This is a genomic window from Kutzneria kofuensis (assembly GCF_014203355.1).
GTDB classification, from domain to species: Bacteria; Actinomycetota; Actinomycetes; order Mycobacteriales; family Pseudonocardiaceae; genus Kutzneria; species Kutzneria kofuensis.
In genome coordinates, this window is record NZ_JACHIR010000001.1 from 3,390,332 (window position 1) to 3,416,557 (window position 26,226).

The window sequence follows — 26,226 nt, forward strand, 5'->3', positions numbered from 1 at the left end:
CCCTTTGCGGAGATCTCGCAACGGCGAGGGTTGCGCGTTTCGGTGCCAGTTCACAACTGGCCTGAATCACTGCCAAGGAACCACTTTCGTACACGAAACGGAGTACCGCCATGACTATGACTCTGATCGACTGGTCCGCCCGGATTAACGCCATGGCGGACGCTCTGTCCGTTCCCGACGGTGGCTTTTCTGTCAAGCCTGACGACGGTTCCGACGTCCGTACCGGCTACGCGGTTGCCGTACACCCGGAACACGAACGCATTTTTGATGGTCCCGTGACCAGTAACGACCTGCACGAGTACATCGGGCAAGCGAAAGACGCGCTCTCACTGCCCGGTCGCGTTCTCGGCGGGTGGCGTGACCCTGCGACCGGTCGCGTCTACCTGGACGTTTCCGTCGTGACCCCAGACCTGTCCGAGGCAATGACGCTCGCACGGGAAACCGCCCAGCTCGCCATTTTCGATTTTTCCGCCATGGAATCCATTCCAGTCACGATCGCGGCGTGAACCAAGGGGCAAACCATGAGTGCAGTTATCGTCATGATCAGCGACGGGCAAGCGCGACGCATTGCGCCCGAGTGGCACGGCGGCATGTCGTCCGCTCTGTATTCACTCGCGTCATCGGGCGCGATTGACCTTGACCGCGTGCGGGACGAGATCTCCCGTGAACTGTGGCAATTGGACGTCGGAGAAGTACGACGCGAATTGCTCGCCCTGGACAAATACGTACGGACGGCCGCCGCACGTCCCGCGCAATCGGGATGGTCCCGCTTGTGGGACGACTCGCCGGTGACCGTGAACCACACCTAAAGGATTGAATTGTCATGCCTGCCCCCAGCGATCACCCCTGGTTCCGGGCACACCCCGTGAGCCACGAAAACATCGTGTGGCACTGGGAACAGGCCACACCCGACGAAATCGCGCAAGGAATGCGCTGGTATGCCGACGCGCACCACGTGGCAACCGCCATCGCGAACGGCGACGCCCATCTCGGCGCCGGAATGCTCGCGATCTACTCACCCCAGCAAGGATGGATCGGCAACGTCCTTAATGCCGCTCGCGTACTGCGCGAGGGTAAGGGAATCGGCGGGCCCGGTTCCGGCATGTTCGCCACAACCGGCCAGAAACGCGCCGCTGACCGGTTGCTCGCCGGTGAGCGGTACGAGGACATCCTGAACGGTCCCAAGATCCGCGACTTCGCCCACCTGATCGAGTTCGGCGGAGATCAGGACCCGGACAACCCGCGCGTGGTGATCGACCGGCACGCGCTGTCAGTGGCGCACGGTCGCGCGCTCACCTCCGAGGAGTACGACTCCGCGCCGGTCAACGGGTTCCGTCGCAAGGACGGAACGGTTTCCCGGCGGCAGTACGACCACGTGGTGAGCCTGTACCGCCGTGCCGCGGAGCTGATCTCCGCACGCACGGGACAACGGGTCTCGGCACACCAGGTGCAGGCCGTGACCTGGCTCGCCCGTCAACGGCTCAACCAGGAAGCCGAACAACGGCGCGGCCCCAACCGGCTGGACCGGGGACGCAACCGGGCCCGCGCGAATTCCGAACGCGCGTGGAACGACTTCCGAACCGTCTACCTGCCCCATCTGGCCAACTTTCCCGGCACGGGCTACCAGTCAGCCGCCTAACGCATCCCGAGCGAGGTCTCGCAATGACTGACACGCAACGCCATTCGATTCGGACGACCGTTATTCGGATCGGTGATCTTATCTTCCTGGACAGTTTCTCCGGACTCGTGCCGGCCAAGGTGACCGAGTACGCCACGCGCGGCGAACTCGCCGTGTTGGTCACCGCTACACGCGGCGCCTACCGCCGTGGCGAACACACCACGTTCACCCCAAGCGGTTGTGTCCCGCGCGGACACGTGCGCGTGCGTTGTGGACAGTTCCGCATCTTTGGGGCGTGGACCTTTGACGGACTGCGCGAGGAATTCCAACCGCGCTGGGCCTGAACCCGCGCACGCGACCTACCCAGACCGGACAACGCCAAGGGAGAGCACATGTCCACCGACACGGACAACGTCGTTGAGCTCCACTTTCAGTACGCCCAAAACGGCTACGTCATGACTGACGACACCTACGGCGAACAGGACGCCGATAGCGCGGTCGCGTTCACCCGTGACGGGTGCGCGTTCGTCGCCTGCGAACGCGCACCGCGCGGACGTTGGCGCATCGATTCCACCGACGGGGCGCCCACTCCGGTGCCGCTGTCCGCCTACCGCTACCGATTCTCAACCCTGGCGGACGCTGCGGACTACGTCGCCAAGAAATGCGGCGCCACCGTCCACCGCGTCGATTCCTGGATCTAACTACAGTCCAACTCGCCCGGACATGTCACCGATAGTCAGCCCCGTTTCTCGGCGCCCGTTCACGACGGGCGCCGCGCAGCTCTCACCCGCGCGCAACGGTTGCAACGGCCTGATTTTCCGTTGCGGATTGTTCGACTCATCCGCGCGCACGTCATCACCACCGTTGCCGAATCAGTAAAGGAGCTCAACCATGTTCGTGTACGGCGTGTCCCTCACCGATATTCACCACGTCGTACGCGACGTGTCCAGCGCGCTCTACGACGGAAACATCACCGTGCGCACGGGCGAGGATCGCAGCAACCGCGCCGGCCCCCGCGCCACGTTCACCCTCCGCGCCACCGACACGGCCGGTTCCGGTGCCAAGGGAAGCGCGTCCGCGTTCGGCAAGGGCACCGGCCCGAACGGCAGGCGCCGCACGATTTCGGCGTGTTGGCACGCCCACTACGACGTGTTGGCCGAGTTGTTCGCCCGATTCCCGGCCGCTCGTGTGGTCACCGCGATTGCCACCTACACCGCGCCAACCTTCCGTGACCGCGCGCTGGCTACCGCGTCCCGGAACGTCGGCAGTCAGTTGTACCCGGTGACCGCGCCGGACTGCTGCGAATGCGACCACTCCGACTACGTCGACACCTTCGACCAGGCCGCCAGCACCGGTTACGTCGACGACTTCGACTGGATGCCGTCGGGCGACGCGATGCGCCCGAACACGGACGTCGACTACTTCCTTGATCAGCTCGACCGCGTGCTCGCCGAACAGTGACCCCCTTTCCCATCACCTCCGCACATTCACGCAATTCGACCGACGAAAGCGAGCACCCACAATGACCACCGACCACCCGACCACACTGGACACACTGCGCGCGGAACTCGACCGGGAACGCGCACGAGCCGAGTCTCTGGAGACGGTGAACCGCGTGCAGGCCGCCAGCCTCACCAGCGTCGCCAGGCTCGCGGAGGAACTCCGCTGCCAGGTCGCCGACCTGCACGACGACGCACTGAGCTCGCACCCCATGCCGGTGCAGGGCCTGCGCAACGTCACCGGCCGCATGAACGGCTTGGCGGACACCTTGAGCCGCGCGGCACGCGGCTACTCCGGCGCCCGGACCACAGACATGATCTACCCGACCGTGGACGACGACCTCCGCGCACACGGGTGGACGCCCCGACCGGACCGGGGCCTGGACGGCGTGTTGCCGCCGATCCCGATCACCGAGCTGGGCGACCGGCGCGGCTATGCGCGCGGCTGGCATCGCGGCCCGCAGTGGATCACGTTGTGGTTCACCGGGCCGTGCGCACTGGCCTACGCGGACAGCAGCGACCACGGCCGGCTCACCGACGCCGACGCCGTGCGCGCCGTGATCACCTCCCGCCGGCCGTTGTCCGCGGACGCACTGGCCGAATGGGCAGCGACCCGGCAGGAAGCACACACCGCGCCGTTCGACGCCTCGTACGTCCGGGTGTTCGCGCACCTGCGGTCGTCCTGGGGCGGGGGCCTGGTCGTCGATGACCGATGCGACGAACACGGCGCCCCCGCGCCCAACGGGCCCGGTCAGCGCTCCGTGTGGGCCTGCCCAAGCGACCCCGATTTCCGGCTCTCCGTCTGGGGAATCGGCAACGAACCGGCCCACGTCCGCTACTGGGCCGGGCCCGTGGCCGACATGGCCCACCTGGTCCAGATCACCGGCCACTGCCGCTGACCTCCGTCTCTCCTTTCCCGCCGGTCGGCCGTCCCCGTCGACGGTCGGCCGGCGCCCCGTCGTGCGCCGGTTGCCGCCGCACCTCACCACCAGTTCGGCCGGCGCGTCTCGGGCTGGCCGCCGACCCACGGGAGAACTCCATGACCACCCTCGACCTCGCGCACACCGTCGCCGAGCACCTCGGAACCGGGTGGCGCGCCTACACCGGCAAGGCCGACGACGGCTCGGAAGCACACCTCGCCGGACCGAACGATCAGGTCCTCGACCTGATCGACGGCACCACCACCGGCCGCAAGACCGACCAGGGCCGATTGATCATCACCGGTCACCTCGGCTTCCTGCGCAACCACGTCCCACAGGACCACAAGCAGGACCACAAGATCACCGTCGACCAGGGCAAATCGCCCGACATGATCGCCCACGAGATCCGGCGCCGGCTGCTGCCGAACTACGAGGCCGCGCTGCACGCGGCCTGGGACGAGAAGCACGCCAGCGACGGCATCGCCGCCGCCCGCGAGCAACTCGCCGCGACCGTCGCGGCCCGCCTGGGCGTACAGCGCCGAGACCAGGCCACCGACTTCCACTTCGGCACGGTCGACGCAGGCGTCCACGGACGCGTCTGCGTGCGCTCGGGCGCGTCCGACTCGGTGTTCACCGTCCGCGTCCCGCACGACCGGGTGGCCGAGTTCGCCCGGCTGCTGGCCACCTTCGGACACCTCACTTGATCACCTCCGGCCGTTCGAGCCGCCTCCGGTGGCCGAACGGCCGGCCTACGCATTCCCGATTCCGCTCGTCACCGGCCTGAAGGGACCGATGCCGCCATGACCACCTCCTTCACCGCCCCCGTGGCGGACATCCTCGACTGCGGCCACCCGCCCACCCCGGACCCCAGCGGGGTCGGCACCGGCCGCGCGATCGACCCCACCACCGGCGCCACGAGCTGCTACCCGTGCTCGGACGAACGCGAACGCCACGCGATGACCCGCGCAAACACGTTCGTCGCCTACGTGTCCTCGACCGGTCACGCGCTGACCACATGGCCCGGCGGGCACCTGGCCACGATCGACCCCCACGACGTCCACCAGGTCGGCCGGCGCACCTACACCCCGTCCGGCGGGATGTGGACCCGCTACGTCTGGCACGCCACCGACGTCGACGGAGGCCGCTGGGCCGGCGTCAACGGCGGCCCTGGCCTCGTCATCCGCGTCCACCGGTTGCGCGCGTGCACCTGGCAAACCGAGTTCGGCGACGGCCGACCCCCGCGCTACTGCCACCGCCGCGCCACCCACGCCGGCCAGGGCGGCGCCTTCGACCTCTACTGCCGCTCCCACGCTCGCCAGGTCTTCGACCTCTACGGCTGGACCACCACCGCCCTGCCACCCCGCGCACTCGCCCAGACCCGCGCCTGAACCCGCGCCACCACACCGAAAGGGGAGTCCTCGTGTTCGTGAAGTTCTACGACCGCCTCGACCTGTCACGGGCCCACCTGGACGACGTGCTCACCGTGCCCGCCAACCGCGCCAAGGCGCTCGACGTGGCACGGGCCCGCCACCTTCCGCGCCAGTCGCTCACCCGCGCGACCACCCGCATGGGCCTCTGGGTCTACGTCTTCCAACTCGGCGCCGACGCCCAGCTCGGCACGGTCACCCTGGCCGGCGCCGAGCCCGGACCCGAGAACGTGGTCACGCTGCCGGTCCGCCAGCTCGACCACTACACCACCCCCGGCATGCCGTTGACCGAGATGGCCGGGCTGCTGGCCGCGGTCGCCGAGGACTACCCGCCCACCGCGCTGACCGCGCTGCTGGCCGACAGCCTCACCAAGGTCCTCGACCTGTGGGCCGACGCCCGCCGCACCGGCCGGCCCACGATCGACATCCGCGACCTCGACCGCGCCGTCACCAGCGAACTCGCCCCCGCCATCCGCGCCTGGCGCACCGGCGACGCCTTGCCACGCCCCCGCCTGGCCGACACGGCCTGGCCCGAACCCGTTCCGAGGTGAACCACCATGCCCATCGACGACCCCACGACCGCAACCCCGTCCGAGATCGACGAAGAGCTCGCCCGGCTCGGTATCGAGCACGCCAAGGCCACCGACACCGTCAACGGGCTCACCGCCCGCGTCCGCCGTCTGGTGAACGACGGCATGGACGAGTACGCGACCGAGTTGCAGCCCCGGATCGAGCAGGCCCGCCAGACGATCGCCGAGTGCGAGGCCGCCGCGCGCCCCCTCGATGCGGAGTTCGAACGCCGAGGCGGCTGGACCCGCGCCTGGCTGGTCCTCAACACCGGCGGCCACGTCCACCGCACCATGCAGTGCCGAACGTGCTTCCCGTCCACCCGATTCGCCTGGCTCACCCAGCTCTCCGGGCACGACGAGACCGAGATCGTCGAGCAGGCCGGCAAGGCCGCGTGCACCGAGTGCTACCCCAGCGCGCCGGTCGAGGTCCGCAACCGGCCCAGCCGGATCAAGACCCCCGAGCAACTCGCGCGGGAAGCGGAGAAGGCCGAACGCGCGAAAGCCAAGGCCGCCAAAGCGATCACCGCACCCGACGGAACGCCCTTGCGCACCAATCAATACGGGCAGATCGACACCGAGTTCACCGCGCGGCGCTCCTACATCGACGCGCTGTCCTACGCCCGGCTCCTGACCAAGCGCAACGTCGCATTCCACCGCGACACCATCGCCGAGTACCACAAGGATGCGCAGCTCATCCTGGCCGCGCTCGCCGCCAAACACGGCCGGACCGAGGACGACCTGCGCGCCGAACTGGCGCCCAAGGTCGAAGCCAAGTGGAACCGCGAACACCGCAACTGGAGCTAATCACTCCCGGCAGGCAACCCGTTCTCGCGAAAGGACTCACCGATGCTTCTGGTCGAAACGCTGGAAGACCTGGTGCACAACTACCTCGAAAACCCCACTCGGCCCGGCTCGGCCGTCGGCAAGGTCAACGCGCAAGACCTGGTCAGCCACGTCGTGCAGCACCTCGCCGAGCGCGGGGTCGACGTGGGATTTCACGACGGCTCACGCCTTACCCTGCCGGGCAACGCGCCCCGGCGGCCGGAGCCCGAGCGGCACCGCCTTCCCCTGGTACTCCAGGAAAACGACGACGGGCACGTCCGCATCTACTGCGACGGCCGCGACTGCGTCTGGTCCTGGCCGCTCTACCAGCAGGCGAGCGCGCAGACCAACGGCGACACGATCACCACCGCTGTCGAGCATGCCATCCGGCGACACCGCCACTCCTGACCACTCCGGCAACCAGCTACGCACCTCAGCGCGATGCCCTCCCCAGCACCAACTCACCACGGGGACGGCATCGCGCTGCATGGGCTGATACACATCCGAAGGAGCCCGAACCGCCATGACTACCAACGACATTCACGATGCCCGGCAACTCATCGCCGAGATCGACGTCCCCACGGAACGCCCGCGATGGGCGTGGTGGGCCCCCGGTGACGCCACCCGGTACCACGCCACGCTGATCAACGCAGCACCCAGCGCCAGCATGATCGGTCCCGCATCTGGCGGCACCTTCCGCGCTCTCGTGATCACGATCGACCTGTTCAGCTTGAGTCCCACCTCGATCGTGATCCCGCGGCCCAACGCCGACCTAGACCGTTACACCGCCGAGGAATGGCTTTTCCGGCGGTTTCCTGGTGGCTGGTGGGCCGGTATCCGGCCGCTACTGGCCGCACTGGGCTGGACGCCCACGAGCGACCGCGACACCAACTACCGCAGCACGGACCACCGCGACATCACCACGGCGCAGCGCGGCCCAGACGCCGCCCGCTAGCACCAGGCACCGCAGTTCACCGGCCACGCGGTCGGACCACCTACCCGCATCCACGCCACACCGGCCCGCGTCCGCGCGGGCCGGCGATGAGGGCCGGCCGCCTTCCGAGGAGATCATCATGAACAGCACCGCCAACACCGATCTGTCTGTCGTCGCCGATACAACCAACCGTGCAGCCACCTTCGAGCCGATGACGAACGAGGACGAACGGCCGACGATCACCGTCGCCGGAGTCCACGTCGCGCTCTACGTCGACCCGGCCAGCCGGCAGGTCCGAGTTTCGATCGATCTCGACGACACCGAGTCGTGGCTGCTGCGCAACGACAAGGACAGCACCGTTCCATTGCGCGTCTGCGTCCAGGGCGACGTCACGTTCGAGGGCTGACAAACCGATCGCGCGAAGGTGGCCCGTGCTCGCGCCTTTCGCGCATTACCGGACAGCGCCACTGTTCGTCCACTCAGAACACCGAATCGCGTCACGTTGATGAAGGGGTGACTCATGCACGCGTCAACCATCGAAATGCCGGACCTCGCCGCCTATGACGTCATCCTCGTCAACAGCAGCGGCGGTAAGGACTCACAAGCAATGCTCGACGAGGTCTGCGTTCTCGCCGAGTCCGCGGGAGTTCTCGATCGCATCACGGTCCTGCACTGCGCGCTCGGCCACGTCGAGTGGCCCGGTACCAGTGAACTCGCCCGCGCCCAGGCTGAGCACTACGGGGTGCGCTACGAACAACGCCACCGCGAGCAAGGGCTGCTCCTCGACCAGGTTCGCCGCCGCGGGCGTTGGCCTTCGGCCTCGGCTCGCTACTGCACTTCGGACCAGAAGCGAGGTCCTGCAAGGAAACTCATCACGCAACTGGTCGCCGAGCTCGGTGATCTGGGCCGTCCGGCCCGCGTGCTGAACTGCATGGGCCTGCGCGCTGAGGAATCGCGGGCACGGCTGAAGAAGGCTCGTCTGAGCCGTGACGAGGCCGCCAGCAGCGGCCGACGCACCGTCGACACCTGGCTTCCGATCCACGACTGGACCGAAACCCAGGTATGGCAACGCATCCATGCGTCCGGCGTGCCGTACCACCCAGCCTACGACCAGGGCATGACCCGGCTGTCGTGCTCCCTCTGCGTACTTGCCAGCCGCGCGGATCTCGTTCGCGCCGCGCAACTACGCCCGGAACTGGCTGCTGAGTACGCCGAGCTGGAAGCCGAGATCGGGCACCGGTTCCGCAACGACCTGTCCATGGCCGACATCATCACCGCCGCCGCGCAAGCCACAACCGCGGAACGCACCGAGGAGGCAGCCACGATCGACCTCGGCGAGGGCCGACTGTGGTGGCCGAGGTTCGAGCGCCAGTCCGACCGTTACGGCACCGTGTTCCTGCTCACCGGCCCGGACGCCGAGGACTACGTCTCGTTCGACAACGCACCCGTCGGACAGCCGGGACGACTCGTCGCGATCGTGGTCGAGACCCGCCGCTCCGGCCACTGTGGCGACATCGCGCGGTCCCTCGCACCCGTCACGCCCTCGGTCGGTGAGGAGATCACGCTCGGCGCCGGTACGTTGTTCACCGACGCTGATGATGATCTCGGCGTACGCACCGCCGTCGGCCTCGTGCCGGACGACGGCCGGGACACCGACTGGCTCGACCCGCGCGCCTTGTACCGCTGCCACAACCAGACCGTGCGGCTCGAACTCCGCATCGGCAGCCACACCAACAAGCGCGCACGTGACACGACGTCACGCGCAGCCTGACAGGCCGGCAGTCGAGTCCGACGCGGGCTAGTCGCCTGGCCGTCATTCACCCACCTTCAGCGTCGCGCACGGGCTTTCGCGTGCGTGCGCGACGCCATAACCCCATGGAGACAGGAGAAAGGATCATGAACGACGTCACCGTGCCCCCGATCCCGTTGTCGCTACAGCACCTCCCGACCGTGGGCGGTCTCGTCGTGCCCTGGATCACGCCCCGCACGACCGACGGTCGATACCTGTTCGGCTCGGTCGACCGCGAACGAATGGGCCGCGCCTTGCTCAACCGGTGGTGCGGAGTATGTGGCCTGCCACTGGAGCACCGCGCCGTGCTGATGATGCGACTGTCCGACCTACCACGGCAGTGCACGAGCGAGCCAGCGCTACACCCGTGGTGCGCCGCGTACACCAGCGAGTCCTGCCCGATGATCGGCGGACGACTGGAGCACTATCGCTCGTCCCTGCCGCGGCTGGACACGAACATGCTGTCAGCGCCCGACGCGGCGGCCCGCCAAGGCGCTGCTGCCGAACCGTGGTTCGCCGTGTGGCTCGCCGGCTATCGAGTCATCACTGACCACGGCAACCTTGCCGCCTCCTACGCCGGTACGCGACCCCTGCGGATCCGGCCTATCACCTGGCGTCTGCCCAGCATCTTCTAACCACCGCAACCGACCCACGCCGACTGTCCCGTAACGACATCATCACGGAGGACTACATGCAAAGGAGGACAACAACAACCGCCGAACCCCTCGACCTGATGCCCTACGTCTGGTCGTACGGGATGGGCGCGGAATCAACAGCCGGGATCCTCCGCATGCTCACCGACCCGCCCGCTCGACCTGACACGATCGCGTCGGACTTCTCCAACCTGGTCGTCGTCATCGCCCAAACCGGAGACGAGTGGAGCACGACCGGAAGACTGGTCCAGCACTACATTCTTCCCTTGCTCCGCAAGCACAACATCCGCCTTGTCGAAGTCGCCCGCAAGGGTCCGACCAAAAAGGATGGAATCGCCGTACTTCAGGACACCAGGCAACCGTACCGGCTGCACCTCGACGGCGTATACAAGCTCTCCCGCGAGAACCGCGTCACCGGCACCATGCCGCAGCTCGGCGGAGTCCGCAAGTGCAGCCAAAAGGCGAAGGGCGCACCGCAGGATGCGTGGCGGGCCAACGAGTTCGGCGACAGGCCCTACATCCATGCGATCGGGTTCAACGTCCACGAGGGAACCAGGATCACGCGCGACTCCGCGTATTCCATGGGCGGACAACGCATCCCCACGTACCCGATCTACGACTGGGGATGGAGCCGACAGGACTGCCTCGACTACCTGTACCGCAAGCTCGGCGTGGCATGGCCGAAAAGTTGCTGCCGACACTGTCCCTACGCTGGCAACAAATCCGGGTGGCCCGAGCAACTCGCACGGTTCGCGGCGCTCCCAACCGAAGCGGCACAGCACATCATCGACGAGTACGTCTGTCTGGCGCTCAACCCTCGATCCGGCCTGTTCGGGCCCGGCAAGTCACTGATCACCCGACTGCGCCGTGACCAGGTGACCGAGCCCATCGCCCTCGCCGTCAACCGCATGAAGACGATGCCGTGGGCCATCTATCGCGTCCGCCGGCTCTACTACGCGCCGGCCAACGCGGCCCGATCCGTGGACAGCGTGCTGCTCGGTGGACACCGCACCGTCAACACCGCGCTGACCGAAGTCAGCCGGCTCGTCGACATCTCGCTGACGAAGAACGAGGAGATCGCCGGAGCACCGACCCGCGATGGCGATCGAGATACCCACCCCCGGCTGTGGCTCCGCAGGCGCGGCGACGGGACCTATCCGACCCAGGAGGAGTTCTACACGGTCGCGCCCGCCCAGGCGCAGGACAAGGAGCTCGACAGCTTCGCCGACGCCTGGACCGACCACACCGACGAGCCGCTGGCCTGGCTGGAACGCCGCGTTGACACCGCCGTCGCCGTTGTGCAGCAGGCGCTCATCGAGGGCCAGTGCCGCAGCAACGCGGCCTGAACCCCTCACCGAAATTTCTGTTCTCTTTGAAGGGATATAGCCATGTCTCGGTTCGACCTGCACCCTGCGCACATCGACGGACTCGTCAACGCCGGACTGCAATTCGGCCTGATCGGCGTCTTCGACAACCTCACCCCGGTCGGCCAGATGCTGCTCCAGCAGCACCAACCTCACCGCGACGTCGAGCACGAGCGGGGCGAGCCGCCGGACTACGCCGCGACGGTGACCGACCGCGCGCTGCATCCGATCGCGGTGCTGTGCCTGCTGGAGTGCTACGAGTACCAGACCAGCGGAACGATCGGCTGGCACGCCAGCGAGGCGCACGCCTGGATACAGCGCCTGCGCGAGACGGTGCTGACCCGGCTGCCCGCCGAGGCCAAAGCCACTGTGCGCCATGGTGCCAACTACCTCCCGGCCTACCGGCTCCTGGATGCCTACACCGAGACACCCTGGGGCATCACGGAACTCGACCAGATCCCCGAACTCGGGGACGGCGTCATCGACGTCCCGGTCGTCCGGAAGGGACTGCGCGCGGAGATCCTGACCGGCCCGATCCACTGCCCGAACAACGGCCTGTCCTCCCACGTCCGCTACGTGACCATCCTCGGCGTCGGGGAAGACCGGACACTGCCCGCCTTCGCCCGGATCTCCGAACCGTCGGACGACGCGCCGGGCGTCTACCTGCTGTTCCAGTACGGCCGCTACGTCGCGCGCCCGGCCGATGCCCCGCCCGGCACGTGGTTCATGGCCTCCGGTGCTCACATCCACACCGGCGATTCCCGCTGGCGCGAGCTGATCGGCCACCGCCTGCCCATCCCACTGCACGACCGCACCGAGCCCTAACCGGACCAGCACCGGCCAAGGCTCGGAACCCCATCGACCAACCAAACCGACCGATCCAGGAGTGTGACCATGCCTTCACTCGATGAACTGCACGCCAGGCTGTTCCTGCTGCGCGCAGCCGAACCACCAGCACCCGCCATCCACCAGTACGTCGCCGTCCACGGGCCGGTCGACGCCCTCGCGCGCATCCGGCACGGCACCGCCCCCGGCGCCGTCCTCGGCGAAGTCACCCGGCCCGAAGCCCGGATCGACGACGACCTGCGGGCCCTCGACGACGGCACGGCGCGCTTGCTCACGCCCGAAGACGGCGACTGGCCGCTCGGGCGGCTGACCGGCCTGGCCAGCCTCGGCGTCCCGCTCGCGCTGTGGGTGCGCGGTAGCGGCTCGTTGGCCGAGCTCACCAGCCTCGCCGTCACGGTCACCGGCGCACGTGCCTCCTCGGCGTACGGAAACACGATCGCCGCGGACCTCGGCTACGAACTCGCCCGCGTCGGGGTGACCGTCGTCAGCGGCGGCGGCCTCGGCGTGGACGAGGAAGCGCACCGCAGCGCACTGGCTGCTGACGGCCGGACGATCGTCGTACTCGCCAACGGCGTCGACCTCACCCATCCGCACCAGCACGCACGGCTCTACCAGACCATCATCGAGAAGGGCGGATTGCTGGTCAGCGAATACCCAATCGGCACACCACCCGCCCGCATCCGGTTCCACGCGCGGTGCCGGCTGCTGGCTGCTCTCGCCGCGGCGACCGTCATCGTCGAGGCAGGACAGCGCAGCGGCGCCCTCGCCGTCGCCCGTGCCGCTGGAGAACTCGGCCGCCGGGTCTACGGCGTGCCGGGCCCGATCCACTCCGTGACGTCGAAGGGCGTAAACGAGTTGCTCCGCACCGGCGCCGCCACGGTGGCCAGCTCGGTCGAGCACATCAACTACCAGGAGGGAGTGCGATGACCGGCCCTGACGCCTTCCGGGCCGCCCTGGCCGCCCTCGACCTGCCGCACGAGTGGCAGGTCGAGGTGGCCATCCGCCCACGACGGCGCAAGACCGGCATCCAGGTCAATCCGGGAGGCGGTGTCGCCGTGCTGATCCCACCGACGGCCGCCCCCGAGCAGGTTGCGCGGTTCGTCGGCAGCCATCGTCGATGGATCACCGAGAAGGTCGAGAGCGCCACCCGGTTGGCCCCAGATCACGCGGTCAAGCAGTTCGTCGACGGCGAGGAGTTCAACCTGCTCGGCCAGCGCTACCGGCTCCATCTCGTCGATGCCCCGCCCGCGGGCACCGCACAGCTGCCTCTGATCACGTCTGACGGCATCCTCTCCGTGCGGAGACAGCGGCCAGAGCTGGTCCGCCGGGCGGTGATCGGGCTGTACCAGCAGGTCGGCCTCGCCTGGTTGCACCGCGAGGGACGCCAGTACGAACTGGATGGCCACATCACCGGTCTGACCTACGCAGTTCGCGACCTCGGCCGGCGCCGCTGGGGCATCTACGAGGGACCGCCGAAGCACGCGACGACGTTGCACTGGGCCGTGTTCGGCCTGCCGACACGGCTCATCGAGTACGTGTTCGCGCACGAACAGGCTCACGCCACCCGGCCCGGCGGACAACCCCACGGCCGCGCTTGGCAACGGCGGATGTACTTCTGGATGCCCGACTGGCGGCAGCGACAGGCCGAACTCGCCGAGGTTGGCCGTCACTGCTGGCTCGGGGACCACCAGGAGCGCACCGGTGGTTAGTCGATCGCTTCCCTGACTTGCAGGCCAATCGCGAGCATCGGCGAGGGTGACGCCACCTCACCCAGCGTCACCCTCGCTATGTCCTTCCAAGGAGAGTGATAGACATGTGTGATAGACATACCCTGACGACGTCGTGTCGTCGCGTACACAACGACGCCACGCGAGAGAGGCTTCCTGATGAGCGACCCCGAGGAAGTCCTTCAGCTTCGGGCCAGCCGGGCCGAAGTCGAGGGGATCAAGAAGGAACTGGACGCCGCCCGCACTCAGCAGGCCGAACTTGAGGAGAAGATCAACGGGCTGCTTGCAAAGCAGAGAGAGGCACGTGCGAAGCGCCGCAAGGCTGTGCTCGCGGCGGACGCTGCGGGGGTGCCCCGCCTGCGGATCTCGAAGGAAGTCGGCATGCAGCGCAGCAACGTGTACAAATTGCTCGAAGGCGACGACAGCGACGAATCCTAGGAACCACTACGACAGTAACGGCCGATCGAGGCGGGGAGTGAGCAACGCTGAATCCGTGGCTCCAAGCGGCAGTCAGCTTGATGACGGCATTGGTTGCCGCGGCCGGGGCGTTTTTGGGCGTGCGCCTGTCCGTACGTGGCGGCGACCGAGCCACGGTACAACGAGAGAAAGCCGCCCGCCGCGAGGAGTGGTGGCGCCGCTTCACCTGGGCTGCTGAGCTCGCTCTTGACGAGTCACCCGCCAAGCGGGCAACCGGACTACGAATGCTGACGCAGCTTGCCCAATCGGAGCTTGCTCAGCGCGACGAGTACCTCATTCTGGATGCGTTCCCTGGGCGCGTGCTGGACGAGATGGCAAGCGGTCCCGTCGAAACGACAACCCAGGAACAGATTGCGGCGGCACAACTGCGATTGGTTCTTGATCGAAAGCTAGGACATGACACGCCGGACTATGTCAGACGCATAGCCGGCGAAAGTCGCTTTTATCGGACGGCAGCACGGCGGAGCCGGCGCATACATGCCGCTCTTCAAGCTAGCGCCCTCACTGGCGCGATTATTGCCGCAAGTCTCGCCGGTGCTGGAGCGGGCAATTCATCGCTTCTCCGGGTTGCGGCGGTCATGATGACCTTGACCGCCGCCATCCTCGGGTTCATGACCTGCTACAAGTTCAGAGACAGAGCGATAAATCTCGCACAGACTGCCGATAAATTGGACACTGATTCTTCTTCCGCCAATTAAGGCGTAGGATCCGAATGTGCACCTTACATCCGTGAATCGACAGCCGGGCGTGACGCCGCTAGGTAGTCGTCACCGTTCCAGCGGTAGTCGCTGACCTGAATAGGCTGTCCGAAATCTGGTGCGTGCACCATCTTGCCGGCACCAATGTACAGACCGACATGGTGGACGTTGCCTGGTGTGCCGTAAAAGACGAGATCTCCCGGCAGTAGCGGCTGCCCAGCGGGCACCAGCGGGCCGGCGTTGTATTGGGTCTGGGCCGTTCTCGGCAGCGAGATGCCGGCTGCGTTGTAGGCCGCCATGGTCAAGCCGGAGCAGTCGAAGCCCTTGTCGCCCTGGGCTGGTCCATTGCCGCCCCACTGGTAGGGCAGTCCGAGTTGGCCGCAAGCGAAGTTGATCGCCCTGATGGCCGCGGGTGTCGGTGCCTGGATGTTCTTGCAGTCGCCGGTTCCGACCATCGCGTCGCCGTACTTCTTCGCCTGCGCGAGAACTTCGTCGACGTACCAGTCGGCGTGGTTGTAGGCGAAGATCGCCTTGCGAAGGTCCTTGGGCGCGCCCGAGTCGCAGAGGTAGTACGCCGCGGCGTAGATCGCGTCATGCGGGTTGTACCGCGACGGCGGTGTGGCACCACCTGCCGGCAGCGGATGCCGGGCGACAACACCGTCGAATGTGGACTGCAGAAACTGCATAGGTCCGCCTGCGCCAGCATAGTTTTCTCCGCTGGAGACGCCCGGCAACGCTGAACGCCCGTGGTTGGTTTCGATCTTGCCGATGGCGGCGAGGATCGACCAGTCCAGGCCAGGGCACGCGCTGGTGGCTTGCCGATAGAGGGCGAGGTAGTCAGCGGGGATGTCGGCGAGTGCTTCCTGGCTGGGTTGGGTGCTGCTGCTGCCGAAGAGGGCATTGACGACGGCTTGGCCGATGCCGCCGATGAGCATCAGGATGGCGATGACAGCCGCGACGGCGGCGGCGGCGATCTTCACGGGTCACCTCCGGAAGCGGCTGGTTGGTGCGGCTGGAGGAAACGGATCCGGCGCGGTGAGCTCCGCAGGTGCCTGCTGGGCGGGGACCGCGGTCGAGGACGGCGCCGTGCTGGGTGGGTCGGTCTGTGGCCAGAGCTGGGCGAGCTCGACGAGGCGGAGCCGGCCGGGGCGATGTGGTGGCGGGCCGGAGACCGGCAGCCATCGTGCGACGGCGGGGTTGTTCTCGCCGGCCATGCCCGCGACGTCCGCTGCGCTGGTAGCGACCGGCACGAGTGCCGGGCGGTCGAGCTGGGACAGTGCGTCACTGAGCGCCCGTCGTGCCGTAGTTTCGCGGCGGTTGGTGGGCAGCCACACCAAGACCGGGGTGGTGATTCCCGTTGCGGTGGCGAGTTTCTCGTAGCCGTAGAGCTTGCGGCCGAGCGTGGCGAGATCTTCGGTGCCGAAGTCGAATTCAAGGAAGAACTCGATCTGCTGTCCGTCCTCGCGCCACCGGCCGTAGGCGTCGGGTCGGACCATGTCGCCGAACAACCGGCCGCAGCGCAGCTCGGACCACCACGCGGTCAGCCGCCCGCGGGCGCCGGGTCGCCGGCTGAGCGCGATCAGGGTGGTGAAGAAGCCGTTGACCCCGACGGTGTGGGCCAGGCGCAGGGAGTGCGCGATCCCGATGGCGTCTTCGTGCCGGTAGCCGATCTTCTTCGGGTCGAGACCGTCCTCGTAGGCCAGGGCGACCGCTCCGGCGATGTCAAGCACGTAGTGCATTGGCGCGGTGCCGGAGCTGACGAATGGCTGGAACCGGTCGATGACACGCCACTTGAACAGGTCGAGCAGCCGGTGGTTGGCCGCGCGCATGCTCGGGTAGCACAGTTCGACGATCTGCTGAGTGGTGAAAACCTTGTGCTCGTGCAGCATTCGGGCCAGCCACCGGTCCCGGAGCGTGAGCCGGCCAGCGAGCTGGGCGTGGTGCTCTCCGGTGGTGGCGGCTCGTGGGGTGGGGCGCTGCGGCATGTGGCCGCGCAACGCTCGCTGAGGGGTGGGGTTCGAAATCATGGGTACGCACCTCCCGGAGACGGGCAGCAGTGGCAAATGGCAAGGGCAACGCATGCGGTCCCACCGAGACGTGTCGTCCCTACGATTGATGAGTCCGCATGCGTTGCGCGAAAAGACAATTGGTCTCGCTAGGCCGCGCGGCGCGGGTCCACAGTGGTCTGCGTTGTGTGACCCGCGACCGCGTTGGAGTCGGTGGCGGGCGGACAGGTGTTGACTCTGGCGGCCTTGCGGATTGCCTTAGCGCGTCCGGGAATCGCGGGCGGAAGTTTCTCGGTGACCGCGGTGAACGGCGGTGCTTCCTCACCGCCCAGGACGAGCCGGGCTGCGACGTGGTAGACGCCGAGGTTGGACAGGTCGTGATCACTCAGCCGCGGCATGGTGTGCCGGGCCAGCTTCTTCGCGTCCTCGGGCGAGGCGTTAAAGAAGATCTTGCTGCGGGCGTTGGTGCTGATGCCCTCTTCGAGCTCCTTCGGTAGCTGCCCGAGGTACTGGTGCGCCAACGCCATAGAGAGCCGGTAACCACGGGCCTCGGCGAGCATGTCCTCCAACGGATAGGCCAAGTTCAAGAAGTTGTGGCACTCGTCGATGTACAGCCCGCAGTCGCGGCGTTGACGCTGCGGGACGCGAGCGCGGCGAGTCGCGGCCTGCCAGGTGCGCGCCACGACGATCGAGCCGACCAGCCGCGCGGTTTCCATTCCCAGTGCGTCACGAGCGATGCGCACCAGGCAGATGCCGCCGGTGTTGAGCACTTCGTCCATGTCCACCGTGGACTGACCGCCGGCGATGGCAGCGCGGACGAAGGGACGCAAGAGAAAACCGCGGACCTTGTTCATCAGCGGCGCGATCACTTGCGCCCGGCTGGCTTCGGACAGGTCGTCGTACCAGGACCAGAAGCCCTTGAGGACCTCGTCGTCGATCTGGTCGCAGGCTCGTTGCCGGAACGCCGGCACGGTGAGCAGCTTGGGCAGGTCGACCAGGGTCGGCGTGCCGGGCATCGCGGTCAGCGTGAGCAGCCCGGCGCGGAGGATGTCGTCGGTGCGCGGCCCCCAGGAAGAGGCGTAGATCCGGGAGAAGATCGACACCAGGTTGTCGACTGCGCGGGCCTTGTCCGCACCCGCCAAGGGGTTCAGTACCGGTGGGCGGGCTCGGGAGTCGGCGTCGAACAGCACGACCTTCTCGCCGAGTTCCTCGGGCAGGCGCATGAGGATGTCGCTGACCAGGTCGCCCTTGGGGTCGACCACGACGACACCGCGGCCGGCCTCGGCGTCGGCCAGGATCATCCGGGCCATCAGCTCGGACTTGCCGGAGCCGGTGGCGCCGAGGATGTGCAGGTGGTGTCGGGCGTCGGCGACGTGCAGGCCGACCGGGCGGGAGTGCCCGGAGTCCGACAGCCCCAGGGGCTTGATCTGCTCGCCGATGGTGGCGATGCCCGGCGGAGGCGGCACGGCCTTCGCGCCGGCCCGCTGCAGGCCAGGAGTCGACTCGTCGATCGGCAGATGCGCGATCGCGGCCAACTCGGGGATCGAGAGCAGGTCGCCCTTGCCGAGTCGGCGTTCGGCCAGCACGGCGACCGGCTCGCGGCGCAGCCGAACCCGGCGGTAGTAGTTGTGCTCGGAGTAGGCGGCGAACGCCGAGGCGATCGCGTGCCCGCGGCCCCGCAGCACCTCCCGCACCGCCTGAACCTCGCCCGAGGTGGCGTCCTCGGGCACCGTGGTGGCCACCGCGTAGCGGATGCGGGTCTCGAACTGGTTCGCCCGCAGCTTCTCCACGACCGCGCGGTCCTGGGCTGCGTACTCCAGGCTGGTCTGCCGATCCAGCTGCGGTGTCCGCGTGCTGGTCGACGGCTTCGGGGTCTTGCCCGGCGTGATGGCGTCGAGCAGCCGCCCGACCAGGTGGACCGAGCCGCCCGCGTGCACTCGCCGGGCCGCGCGGCGCGCCTTGGTCACCCGGTGGCCGGCGACGGGGCGGGCGAGGATCTGCACGCAGGCCCGCTCGTGCGGGCCGAGCCCGACCGGTGCGCCGAGCATCGCCCGGATGGGGTCAGCCGGGTGCTCGGTGCGGATCGGCAGGGCTTCCGAGCGGGCCAACCGCAGCTCGCCGCCGACGGCTTCGACGCGTCGGCCTGCTGCCGCCGTGGTCGGGATCGGGGGCTTGGCGGGGGTGGTGCGGGTGTGAGCGCCGGGCCAGGCGGCCTCGATGGCGCGTTCGACCATGCCGGGCGGCACCAGGCCGGGTACCCACAGGCGGATCTGCACGCCGTCGTCGGTGAAAGTCAGCTCGAAGGCCAGGTGCGGTTGTCCGCCGAAGCGGCGCAGCCATCCTGGTCGCAGGAGGCCGACGAGGTTGGACCACACGGTGATCGCGCCCGTGGGGTCGACTGTGGGCGGCGCGAGCACGGTGACGAGGCGGGCGTCGGTCATCAGGCGCTGGTGGTAGCGGCGGCGCCACCGCCGCCGCGCGATGACCGCTGCGGCGACGGCGACCGCGAGCACCGGCCCGACGACCGGGCCCCAGGTCAGGGCGAGGTCGCGCAGGTGCGCCAGCACGTTCTGGAATGCGCCGAGCGGGTCACGCAGGTAGTCGCCGACCGGTGAGGCGAGGACCTCCGCGGCCTGCTCGACCCGTGGAGGGACCAGGGTGGACAGGGGTGTGGTGGTGATTGGCCAGGACATCGGGGACCTCCCCACGCAAAGCGGTCGACGGGACGGGCGCGAGCGGCGGTCAGGCCGCCCGTGGCTGGTCGCCCGGCATCGAGCTGGGCTCGGCTGTGGGCGGATGGCGGTGGTCGGAGCGGGTGTTGTCGACGACGAGCCGCAGGTGCTGGCGGCCTCGGCGGGCGGCGCGTTCGGCGTCGACCTCGGCTTGCCACTCGGAGAACCGGCGCCCGGCCAACCGCTTGAGGTAGGCGGGAATGCGGTTGGCCGGCACCCCGACCAGCCGCGGGCCCAGGACCGCGAGCAGGTCGCTGGCTTCCTGCGAGGCCCAGCCCGCCTCGGCGATCGCGGACTCGTCGGGAAACACATCCGCGACCCGATCGACGGCAGGATTCAGCGCGGCATCCTGTGTCCCGCCGTAGGAGTAGACCCACAGAAAATTCGGCGGCGGGTCAGGCTCGACAAGTGCCCGGAAGCGAGACACCTCTTTGGTGTAGGCATAGAAATTCGTATCGGGGCGTGCACGGCAGATATCCAGCCATGCCTGAAGATAGGAGTCGGAAAAGAAATCGCCGCTGTCATGAATTCTGATCCACGCGCCGCGGAACTTGGTCGCGCTGAGTTCGGCGACCATCGCGGCCTGCCAGCCTGCCAGGTCGTCGAGGACATAGGTGAGGTTCGCCTGATGCTTGGCCCGGACGACCGGCCAGGTGTAGGTGCCATGCCGCGCGTAGCACGCTTGGGCGCAGATTCCGGCGCTGGGACAGGTGTTGTAGGTACGACCATCGGGCAGTCGCCCGGCCCAGGCGGGCAGCGACCAGTTCCATACGCCGATCTGGCGCATCTCGCTGTTTTGCGTCAGGAGCCGAGCGGGTCGCCGGACTGTGGCGGAAATGGGCAATGATGTAGACATGGGTATCCCCTGAGTGTGATTCGGTGTAAACGGATTAGCGCTTGCGATGAGGGCGGTCAGGCGGCGTCGAGTTCGATGTGCGACGCGTCGCCGTCTCCGAACGAGTCCGCGATCCCCGCGGCGTCTCCTGAGCCGAGTTCGACGAAGGAGTTCTCGATTCCCGACGCGGCGTCGGAATATCCGGCGATTTCCGCGGGGTTCGACGTGACCAACTCGTGCTCGACCGGCGAGGCGATGGACTGGAACGCCACCCGCTGCGTGCCGGTCGACAGGAGCCCTTGGCCGCGGTCGGCTGAGAGCAGGAACTGGCGTTCACCCATGGACAGGTCGAAGGTGCGGGTGATCTCGTCGATCGCCTGGGAGGCTTGCCGTAGCAGGATCTGTGTTGCCGCGTTCGCGACGACGGCTTTGCCCAGGTCCGAACCCAGTACGTCCGCGGTGTCCTGGGTGGCGACCGTGAGGCCGGCCCACTGCTTGCGGCTTGCCTTGGCCATCCGGAACAAGAACTCGGCCCCGGCGGGTTCCTTCATCAACAACCAGGCTTCGTCGACCACGACCAGTCGGGGTTTGCGGATGGCCGGGTTGGAGACCTGCCGCCAGACCGCGTCGAGCGTCAGCAGGGTGCCGATCGGCTTGAGCTCGTCGGGCAGGTCGCGCAGCGAGAACACGACCAGGTGCCCTTCCGGGCGGGTCGAGGTCGGGCCGGAGAACAGGCCGGAGAACGCGCCGGTGACGTACGGGTGCAGCCGCGCCGCGAGCTCGACCCCGGCGTGGTCACCGGTGTCGGCGAGGACCTCGGCGAGGTCGGCCAGCAGCGGCGCCGGGCGGGTCCAGGTCCGCGGATCGGACGTGATGCCGGCGCGTTGGTAGGTCGCGGTGATCGCCCGGTCCAGCGCTGCCCGTTCGGTCGCCGACAACTCCGCGCCGAGTAGTACTGAGATCACGGTGTGCAGGAACAGCGACCGGCGGATCAGCGCGTCGCGGGGCGCGGTGCGGCGCCCGTCCGGGCGCGTGTGGATCGGCAGGTCCATCGGGTTGAGGCGGACCTGCTCGGCGCCGAGGTGCACGTACGTCCCGCCGACCGCGGCGGCCAGCCGGGCGTACTCGTCCTCGGGGTCGATGACGTGGATCTCGATCCCGCGGTACAGCGACCGCAGCAACTCCAGCTTCACCAAGTAGCTCTTGCCCGCGCCGGAGCGGCCGAGGATCACGCTGTTGTGGTTGTCCAGCGCGAACCTGTCGTGATGCACGAGCCCCTGGCTGCCGACGTTGAAGCCGTAGAGCACGCCGCTCGGCGCACCGACCGAGGTCGGGTCCGGCGGCGGCAGGTCGGGCGAGGTGAACGGGAACGCCGCGGACAACGCCGAAGTGTCGAACGTCCTCCTCATTCCCACCAGATCGAGGCCCATGGGCAGGCTGGTGATCCAGCCCTGCAGGCTGCGATACGTGGTCGGTTTGCAGTCCAGCAGCAGCGACGCCGCCAACGACCGGATCGCCGCGACCTCGTCGCCGAGGGCTTCCTCGGTGGGGGCGTGCACGGTCAGGTACAGCCCGAGCCGGTAGAGCTTGCCCTCACCACGAGCGACCCGTGCGGACAGGTCGTAGGCATCCTCGGTGGCTGCTTCGACGTGCGGGTCGATCAACCGTCCCTTCTCGCTCGTGTGCCGGCGACCGGACTCCAGTTTCGACAGCTGCTTCTTGAGCCGGTTGGCCGCGGTGACCGGGTCGATCGGCTCGATGTGCAGCGAGACGTCGACCCGTCCGGGGTAGGTCAGCAGCGGCTGCAACCAGCCGGGGTGGACCTCGCGCGGGTAGCCGACGACGGCGAAGCTGGCGACCCATTCGCCGCCGACTTCCAGCGCGCGGGGGCGCACGGAGATGGCGTCCGGGGTGAACGCGCTGGCCCGCCCGAGCGGCGGCTGCACGGCCTGGGCCTTCCGGCCGCGGCGCTTGGCCGTGGTCTTCATGAGCGGTACCTCCCCGCGGAGTTGGCGTAGTCGTCGGGGTCCTCGGCGGTGTCGTCGAAGCCGTCGTCCCAGGCGTCCTCGGCCTCGCCGAACTCGGCGTCGGTGGGGAACGCGGCGCGGCCGAACGCGCTTGCGTCCCAGCCGTCGTCCGGGGCGGTGGTGATGACCTCGTCCGAGCCGGCGAGACCGGAGTTCGGCGGGATCACGCTGTCGGGGTTGCAGGCCGCGGCGAGCACCGCGGTGGCCTGTCCGGCGTCCAACGGGGTGACCACGATCCCGGACGGGGACAGCAGCTCGACCGCCTCGCCGAGCCGGCGGACCAGCCGGGCTTCGGCGGCACGGCGGGTGGCGTCGTCGACCGAGGCGGCTTGCTTGGCGGCCCGGCGTTTCGCGGTCAACGCGGCCAGCGGTGAGGCGTCGCCGAGCCCGTCAGTCGGCGCCGTGGTCAGCAGCGGTTCGCGCAGGATCAGCAGGACCTGGCGACGCAGCAGGTCGGTGGCGCGGCCGAGCTGGTCGAGGTACTCGGCGTGCTCGCGCGCAGCCCGTTCCAGCGCCGGGTGCGGCAGGCCGCCGGCCTGGTCGCGGAGCTCGGCGATCTGCCCGGACAGGTCCAGCCGTTCCGCCCGCACCAGCACCTGCACCGGTGCCGTCAAGCTGTGTAGGTAGCGTCCGAAGGAGGCGACGAGGGACTCCTGCTCGGCCGGGGTCCGCAGCCCGAAGTTGATCGTGGAGCAGACCGCGACCACGGCGACGCCGTCCTTACCGAGGTCGATGACACCGGTGTCGGTGACCGCTTCGGCGGGCAGCCGCAGCGCGGCCGGCGAGACCGTCGATGCCGCGGCATCCGTGCCGCCCGCGCTGTCCTTCCGCTTGGCGCGGCCCGTGCTGCTGGTGTTCGCGACCTGGCTGCCCAGCCACTCTGGGGCCGGGCGGATGCCTTCCGGCGCGGCCACCCGGTGCTGCGGGCTCATCCGCTGCCGCAGCGCCGCCAGCACCAACCGGTCCATGGTGATGCCGTCGCGCTGGCCCAGCGCGAGGAACGCGGCGGTCACCCCGATCGGGATGGCGACGATGAGGAACGCCACCAGCGGCACGAACTCGCGGGTGAGCGTGTACGCCCCGTACAGCACGATCCCGGTGACGGCGAGGATGAGCAGCTGCCGCGCGGTCAGCGGACCGATGACGCGGTCCTCGCGATCGACGTCGGCGGGAATCCTTACCGGCTGGCTCATTTCCCTTCACCTCCTGAAGTGGGCTTCGGTGCGCGGAACACCGGCGGCGGAACGGACTGGGTGCGCCGGTAGGCGTCACCGATGCGCGGCTCGGGCTGGGCTTGCCGGAACACCGGCGCGGCAGGAGCGGATGCCGGCCTGGGTGGCGGCGACGGCTGCGGCGCGGGTGGCGTGGCTGGCCGGAACTGCAACTGCGGGGGCACCGACGCGGTGCGGATCGGGCGGGCCGGCGGTGCCGTGGCGCCGCGACGACGCGGCCCTCCGGCGGCCTGAAACTGCGGTGCCGATCCAGGCCGCGACCCTCGCCGCGGCGGGGAGATCGGCGTGGCTGGCGTGGGTGCGGAACTGAACTCAGGAGGCATGGCTGGTCCCTGGTTCGCCGGGGTGACGGCGGGGTCGTGGGTGGTGTCTTGGGGTGAGGGCTGCAGGAACTGCGGCGCCTGCGACGGCAGCCGCGACCGGCGGGCCGCGCGGGCGCGCTCGGCGTCATGGGCCGCCTTGAGCCGCTTGTTGACCATCTCCGGCGTGGGGGCGAGGCGCGGCTGCGCGGGCCACGGCGGATCCGCCGAGCCGCCTCCGCGGCCCCCTCCGCCTCCGCCTCCGCCGCCCCGGCCGCCGGTCTTCGCGGTGCCTGCGGCACCGGCCTTGCCAAGCGCGCCGGTCTTGCCGGCGACCATGCCGAAGGTCTTCGCCGCGATGTAGGCACGGGCCAAGCCACCGAGGAAGGAACGGCCAGAGCCGACCTTGACCGCCTTCAACAGCCAGAAGGGGATCTTGAACAGGATGAAGAACAAGGCGATCGCGGCGACCAGCGTGCCGAGCGCGGACAGGGTCGAGCCGAACAAGTGCACGCCGCCGGACAGGAACGTGCGGACCGCGGTGATCAGCACCAGCGCCTGGGCGAACTGAATGGCCAAGGTCGCGGTCAGGGCCTTCCACCACCAACGCGCGAGCGGGTCGGTGTGCGGTAGGGCATGGCACATCAGGAACAGCGGTCCACTGATGATCAGAACCAGGGTGATGACGATCCGGACGACGTAGACGACCAACAGTGCGAGGCCGACCACGACCAGCACCAGTCCGACCAGGATGATGAACAGCCCGCCGCTCGCGATGCCCTGGACGGCGTCCTGGAGCGTGTTGCCCAGCGAGGGCGCGTTCACCCCGTCGCCGAGCACGCCCAAGGTCAGCGCGTTGGCCAGCTTGATGAACTTGTCAGCGAAGAACAGCGACAGGGCCGAGGCCAGGAACGCGATCGGGATCCGCGGGCCGATCTCCTTTATGGAGTAGCGCGCTTGGACGCTCTCGTGACCCATCAGCAGGATGCCGCCGCCGAGGATGAAGAAGCCGTAGAGGGCGAGGACGAGCTCCCAGGAGTTGTTCCAGAGCTCACCGATGCCCGGCAGGTCGCTGATGGCCGGGGTGGACAGTGCGGTGTGACCGATCAACTCCAGGATCGGGGAAAGTGCGGCGTCGACGATGCTGCGGAACGCCGAGTTGATGGCCTCGGTGATGCACGCGCCGATGTCGGTGATGCCGCAGTCCGAGTCGCTGTCGCCGTTGCCGGCGCCCGGCTGTTGCGGGCCGGTGTTCGGTGGCGGCGTGGTCGGCTGCGGGATGCAGTCCTCACCGGTGCACGGCTTGCTCGGCGCCGTGGTCGGTGAGGACGAGGTGCAGCCGATCTGGCCGGGGAAGGTGCATGTCGTTGGCGCGGGCAGCCCAGTCGGCAGCGGCAGTGGCGCGGTGGGAAGCGGCTTGGTCGTGGTTGGTGCGGGCAGGTGGCAGACCGGCAGCGGCGAATCCGGCGTGCACGGGTCGACGGTCGGGAGCGGCAGCGGCGGCGGAGGCTGCTGCGGCGCGGCGGGCGAGGCCCACGCGCTCACCGCGAGGACGCCGACCAGGAGCACGACGATGCTCAGCGCCAGCATCCAGCCCGCGCGCCAGCGCCGCCGCGGACCGGCCGGCGGCCGGTCCGCGCTGCCGTCGGAGACCGGGGAGAGCGTCGCTCGGTCTGCGGCGGCAGCGGTCGCGACCGGGCCGCCGGACCGGCGGTGCGGGCGAACCGTGGGCGGGGTGCTGACGGCCATCGG

Annotated in this window: 29 protein-coding genes; 22 read left to right on the forward strand and 7 right to left on the reverse strand. The window is 68.6% G+C overall.

The genetic code is table 11. The features are described from left to right. Positions 1-116 precede the first annotated feature (116 nt). The 22 genes from BJ998_RS15415 to BJ998_RS15520 all read left to right on the forward strand — a co-directional run bounded on the left by BJ998_RS15415 (position 117) and on the right by BJ998_RS15520 (position 15,343). Entirely contained in the window at positions 117-506 is a 390-nt protein-coding gene (locus BJ998_RS15415) for a hypothetical protein (protein ID WP_184862324.1), read from the forward strand. 15 nt (positions 507-521) lie between these two features. Next, a complete protein-coding gene (locus BJ998_RS15420) occupies positions 522-809 on the forward strand; it encodes a hypothetical protein (RefSeq protein ID WP_184862326.1) in 288 nt (95 codons plus the stop codon). Between the two features lie 56 nt (positions 810-865). Further along, complete coding sequence (locus BJ998_RS15425; RefSeq protein ID WP_184862327.1) at positions 866-1,639, forward strand: DUF7178 family protein; 774 nt, start codon at positions 866-868, stop codon at positions 1,637-1,639. Between the two features lie 23 nt (positions 1,640-1,662). Beyond that, positions 1,663-1,962, forward strand: a complete 300-nt coding sequence (locus tag BJ998_RS15430; protein WP_184862328.1) for a hypothetical protein — start codon at positions 1,663-1,665, stop codon at positions 1,960-1,962. A gap of 48 nt (positions 1,963-2,010) precedes the next feature. Next, complete coding sequence (locus BJ998_RS15435) at positions 2,011-2,319, forward strand: hypothetical protein (RefSeq protein WP_168523987.1); 309 nt, start codon at positions 2,011-2,013, stop codon at positions 2,317-2,319. 190 nt (positions 2,320-2,509) lie between these two features. After that, complete coding sequence (locus BJ998_RS15440) at positions 2,510-3,079, forward strand: hypothetical protein (protein WP_184862329.1); 570 nt, start codon at positions 2,510-2,512, stop codon at positions 3,077-3,079. A gap of 61 nt (positions 3,080-3,140) precedes the next feature. Beyond that, positions 3,141-4,016: a hypothetical protein gene (locus BJ998_RS15445; protein WP_184862330.1), complete on the forward strand. Its 876-nt coding sequence runs from the start codon at positions 3,141-3,143 to the stop codon at positions 4,014-4,016. A 140-nt stretch (positions 4,017-4,156) separates the two neighbouring features. Next, the gene (locus BJ998_RS15450; RefSeq protein ID WP_184862331.1) at positions 4,157-4,741 is read left to right on the forward strand and encodes a hypothetical protein; all 585 of its coding nucleotides are present in this window, start codon (positions 4,157-4,159) and stop codon (positions 4,739-4,741) included. Positions 4,742-4,837: 96 nt separating this feature from the next. Then, on the forward strand, positions 4,838-5,425 hold the full coding sequence (locus tag BJ998_RS15455) for a hypothetical protein (protein ID WP_184862332.1): 588 nt from the start codon (positions 4,838-4,840) through the stop codon (positions 5,423-5,425). A gap of 32 nt (positions 5,426-5,457) precedes the next feature. After that, on the forward strand, positions 5,458-6,015 hold the full coding sequence (locus BJ998_RS15460; RefSeq protein ID WP_184862334.1) for a hypothetical protein: 558 nt from the start codon (positions 5,458-5,460) through the stop codon (positions 6,013-6,015). A gap of 6 nt (positions 6,016-6,021) precedes the next feature. Then, a complete protein-coding gene (locus BJ998_RS15465) occupies positions 6,022-6,837 on the forward strand; it encodes a hypothetical protein (RefSeq protein WP_184862336.1) in 816 nt (271 codons plus the stop codon). A 42-nt stretch (positions 6,838-6,879) separates the two neighbouring features. Beyond that, positions 6,880-7,263: a hypothetical protein gene (locus BJ998_RS15470; RefSeq protein WP_184862338.1), complete on the forward strand. Its 384-nt coding sequence runs from the start codon at positions 6,880-6,882 to the stop codon at positions 7,261-7,263. A gap of 115 nt (positions 7,264-7,378) precedes the next feature. Then, a complete protein-coding gene (locus BJ998_RS15475) occupies positions 7,379-7,810 on the forward strand; it encodes a hypothetical protein (RefSeq protein WP_184862340.1) in 432 nt (143 codons plus the stop codon). A gap of 118 nt (positions 7,811-7,928) precedes the next feature. Further along, on the forward strand, positions 7,929-8,195 hold the full coding sequence (locus BJ998_RS15480; RefSeq protein WP_184862342.1) for a hypothetical protein: 267 nt from the start codon (positions 7,929-7,931) through the stop codon (positions 8,193-8,195). 135 nt (positions 8,196-8,330) lie between these two features. Beyond that, the gene (locus BJ998_RS15485) at positions 8,331-9,560 is read left to right on the forward strand and encodes a phosphoadenosine phosphosulfate reductase domain-containing protein (protein ID WP_246488595.1); all 1,230 of its coding nucleotides are present in this window, start codon (positions 8,331-8,333) and stop codon (positions 9,558-9,560) included. Between the two features lie 125 nt (positions 9,561-9,685). After that, a complete protein-coding gene (locus BJ998_RS15490) occupies positions 9,686-10,213 on the forward strand; it encodes a hypothetical protein (protein ID WP_184862346.1) in 528 nt (175 codons plus the stop codon). 155 nt (positions 10,214-10,368) lie between these two features. Further along, positions 10,369-11,577, forward strand: a complete 1,209-nt coding sequence (locus tag BJ998_RS15495) for a hypothetical protein (RefSeq protein WP_184862347.1) — start codon at positions 10,369-10,371, stop codon at positions 11,575-11,577. A gap of 42 nt (positions 11,578-11,619) precedes the next feature. Next, positions 11,620-12,420: a DUF8317 domain-containing protein gene (locus BJ998_RS15500; protein WP_184862349.1), complete on the forward strand. Its 801-nt coding sequence runs from the start codon at positions 11,620-11,622 to the stop codon at positions 12,418-12,420. A gap of 69 nt (positions 12,421-12,489) precedes the next feature. Beyond that, positions 12,490-13,368: a DNA-processing protein DprA gene (dprA, locus tag BJ998_RS15505; RefSeq protein ID WP_184862351.1), complete on the forward strand. Its 879-nt coding sequence runs from the start codon at positions 12,490-12,492 to the stop codon at positions 13,366-13,368. Next, positions 13,365-14,150 carry a M48 family metallopeptidase gene (locus BJ998_RS15510; RefSeq protein ID WP_184862352.1) on the forward strand — a complete coding sequence of 262 codons (786 nt, stop codon included), beginning with the start codon at positions 13,365-13,367 and terminating at the stop codon, positions 14,148-14,150. Before dprA ends, BJ998_RS15510 begins: the two co-directional genes overlap by 4 nt. A gap of 177 nt (positions 14,151-14,327) precedes the next feature. Then, positions 14,328-14,606 (forward strand): hypothetical protein, encoded by a 279-nt coding sequence (locus tag BJ998_RS15515; RefSeq protein ID WP_184862354.1) that lies wholly within the window; start codon positions 14,328-14,330, stop codon positions 14,604-14,606. Positions 14,607-14,686: 80 nt separating this feature from the next. Further along, on the forward strand, positions 14,687-15,343 hold the full coding sequence (locus tag BJ998_RS15520; protein ID WP_246489244.1) for an SLATT domain-containing protein: 657 nt from the start codon (positions 14,687-14,689) through the stop codon (positions 15,341-15,343). A 23-nt stretch (positions 15,344-15,366) separates the two neighbouring features. Here BJ998_RS15520 and BJ998_RS15525 read toward each other — a convergent pair whose 3' ends face one another. The 7 genes from BJ998_RS15525 to BJ998_RS15555 all read right to left on the reverse strand — a co-directional run bounded on the left by BJ998_RS15525 (position 15,367) and on the right by BJ998_RS15555 (position 26,223). Next, on the reverse strand, positions 15,367-16,278 hold the full coding sequence (locus tag BJ998_RS15525) for a C40 family peptidase (protein WP_184868678.1): 912 nt from the start codon (positions 16,276-16,278) through the stop codon (positions 15,367-15,369). A 48-nt stretch (positions 16,279-16,326) separates the two neighbouring features. Next, positions 16,327-17,370: a replication-relaxation family protein gene (locus tag BJ998_RS15530; RefSeq protein WP_184862358.1), complete on the reverse strand. Its 1,044-nt coding sequence runs from the start codon at positions 17,368-17,370 to the stop codon at positions 16,327-16,329. A 128-nt stretch (positions 17,371-17,498) separates the two neighbouring features. Continuing rightward, the gene (locus tag BJ998_RS15535) at positions 17,499-20,042 is read right to left on the reverse strand and encodes a helicase HerA domain-containing protein (RefSeq protein WP_184862360.1); all 2,544 of its coding nucleotides are present in this window, start codon (positions 20,040-20,042) and stop codon (positions 17,499-17,501) included. A 49-nt stretch (positions 20,043-20,091) separates the two neighbouring features. After that, positions 20,092-20,937: a GP88 family protein gene (locus BJ998_RS15540; protein WP_184862362.1), complete on the reverse strand. Its 846-nt coding sequence runs from the start codon at positions 20,935-20,937 to the stop codon at positions 20,092-20,094. A 56-nt stretch (positions 20,938-20,993) separates the two neighbouring features. Continuing rightward, a complete protein-coding gene (locus BJ998_RS15545) occupies positions 20,994-22,904 on the reverse strand; it encodes a VirB4 family type IV secretion system protein (protein ID WP_184862364.1) in 1,911 nt (636 codons plus the stop codon). After that, positions 22,901-24,136: a PrgI family protein gene (locus BJ998_RS15550; RefSeq protein WP_184862366.1), complete on the reverse strand. Its 1,236-nt coding sequence runs from the start codon at positions 24,134-24,136 to the stop codon at positions 22,901-22,903. The genes BJ998_RS15545 and BJ998_RS15550 overlap by 4 nt, the downstream gene beginning before the upstream one ends. Further along, a complete protein-coding gene (locus BJ998_RS15555; RefSeq protein WP_184862367.1) occupies positions 24,133-26,223 on the reverse strand; it encodes a TrbL/VirB6 family protein in 2,091 nt (696 codons plus the stop codon). The genes BJ998_RS15550 and BJ998_RS15555 overlap by 4 nt, the downstream gene beginning before the upstream one ends. Between the last annotated feature and the right edge of the window lie 3 nt (positions 26,224-26,226).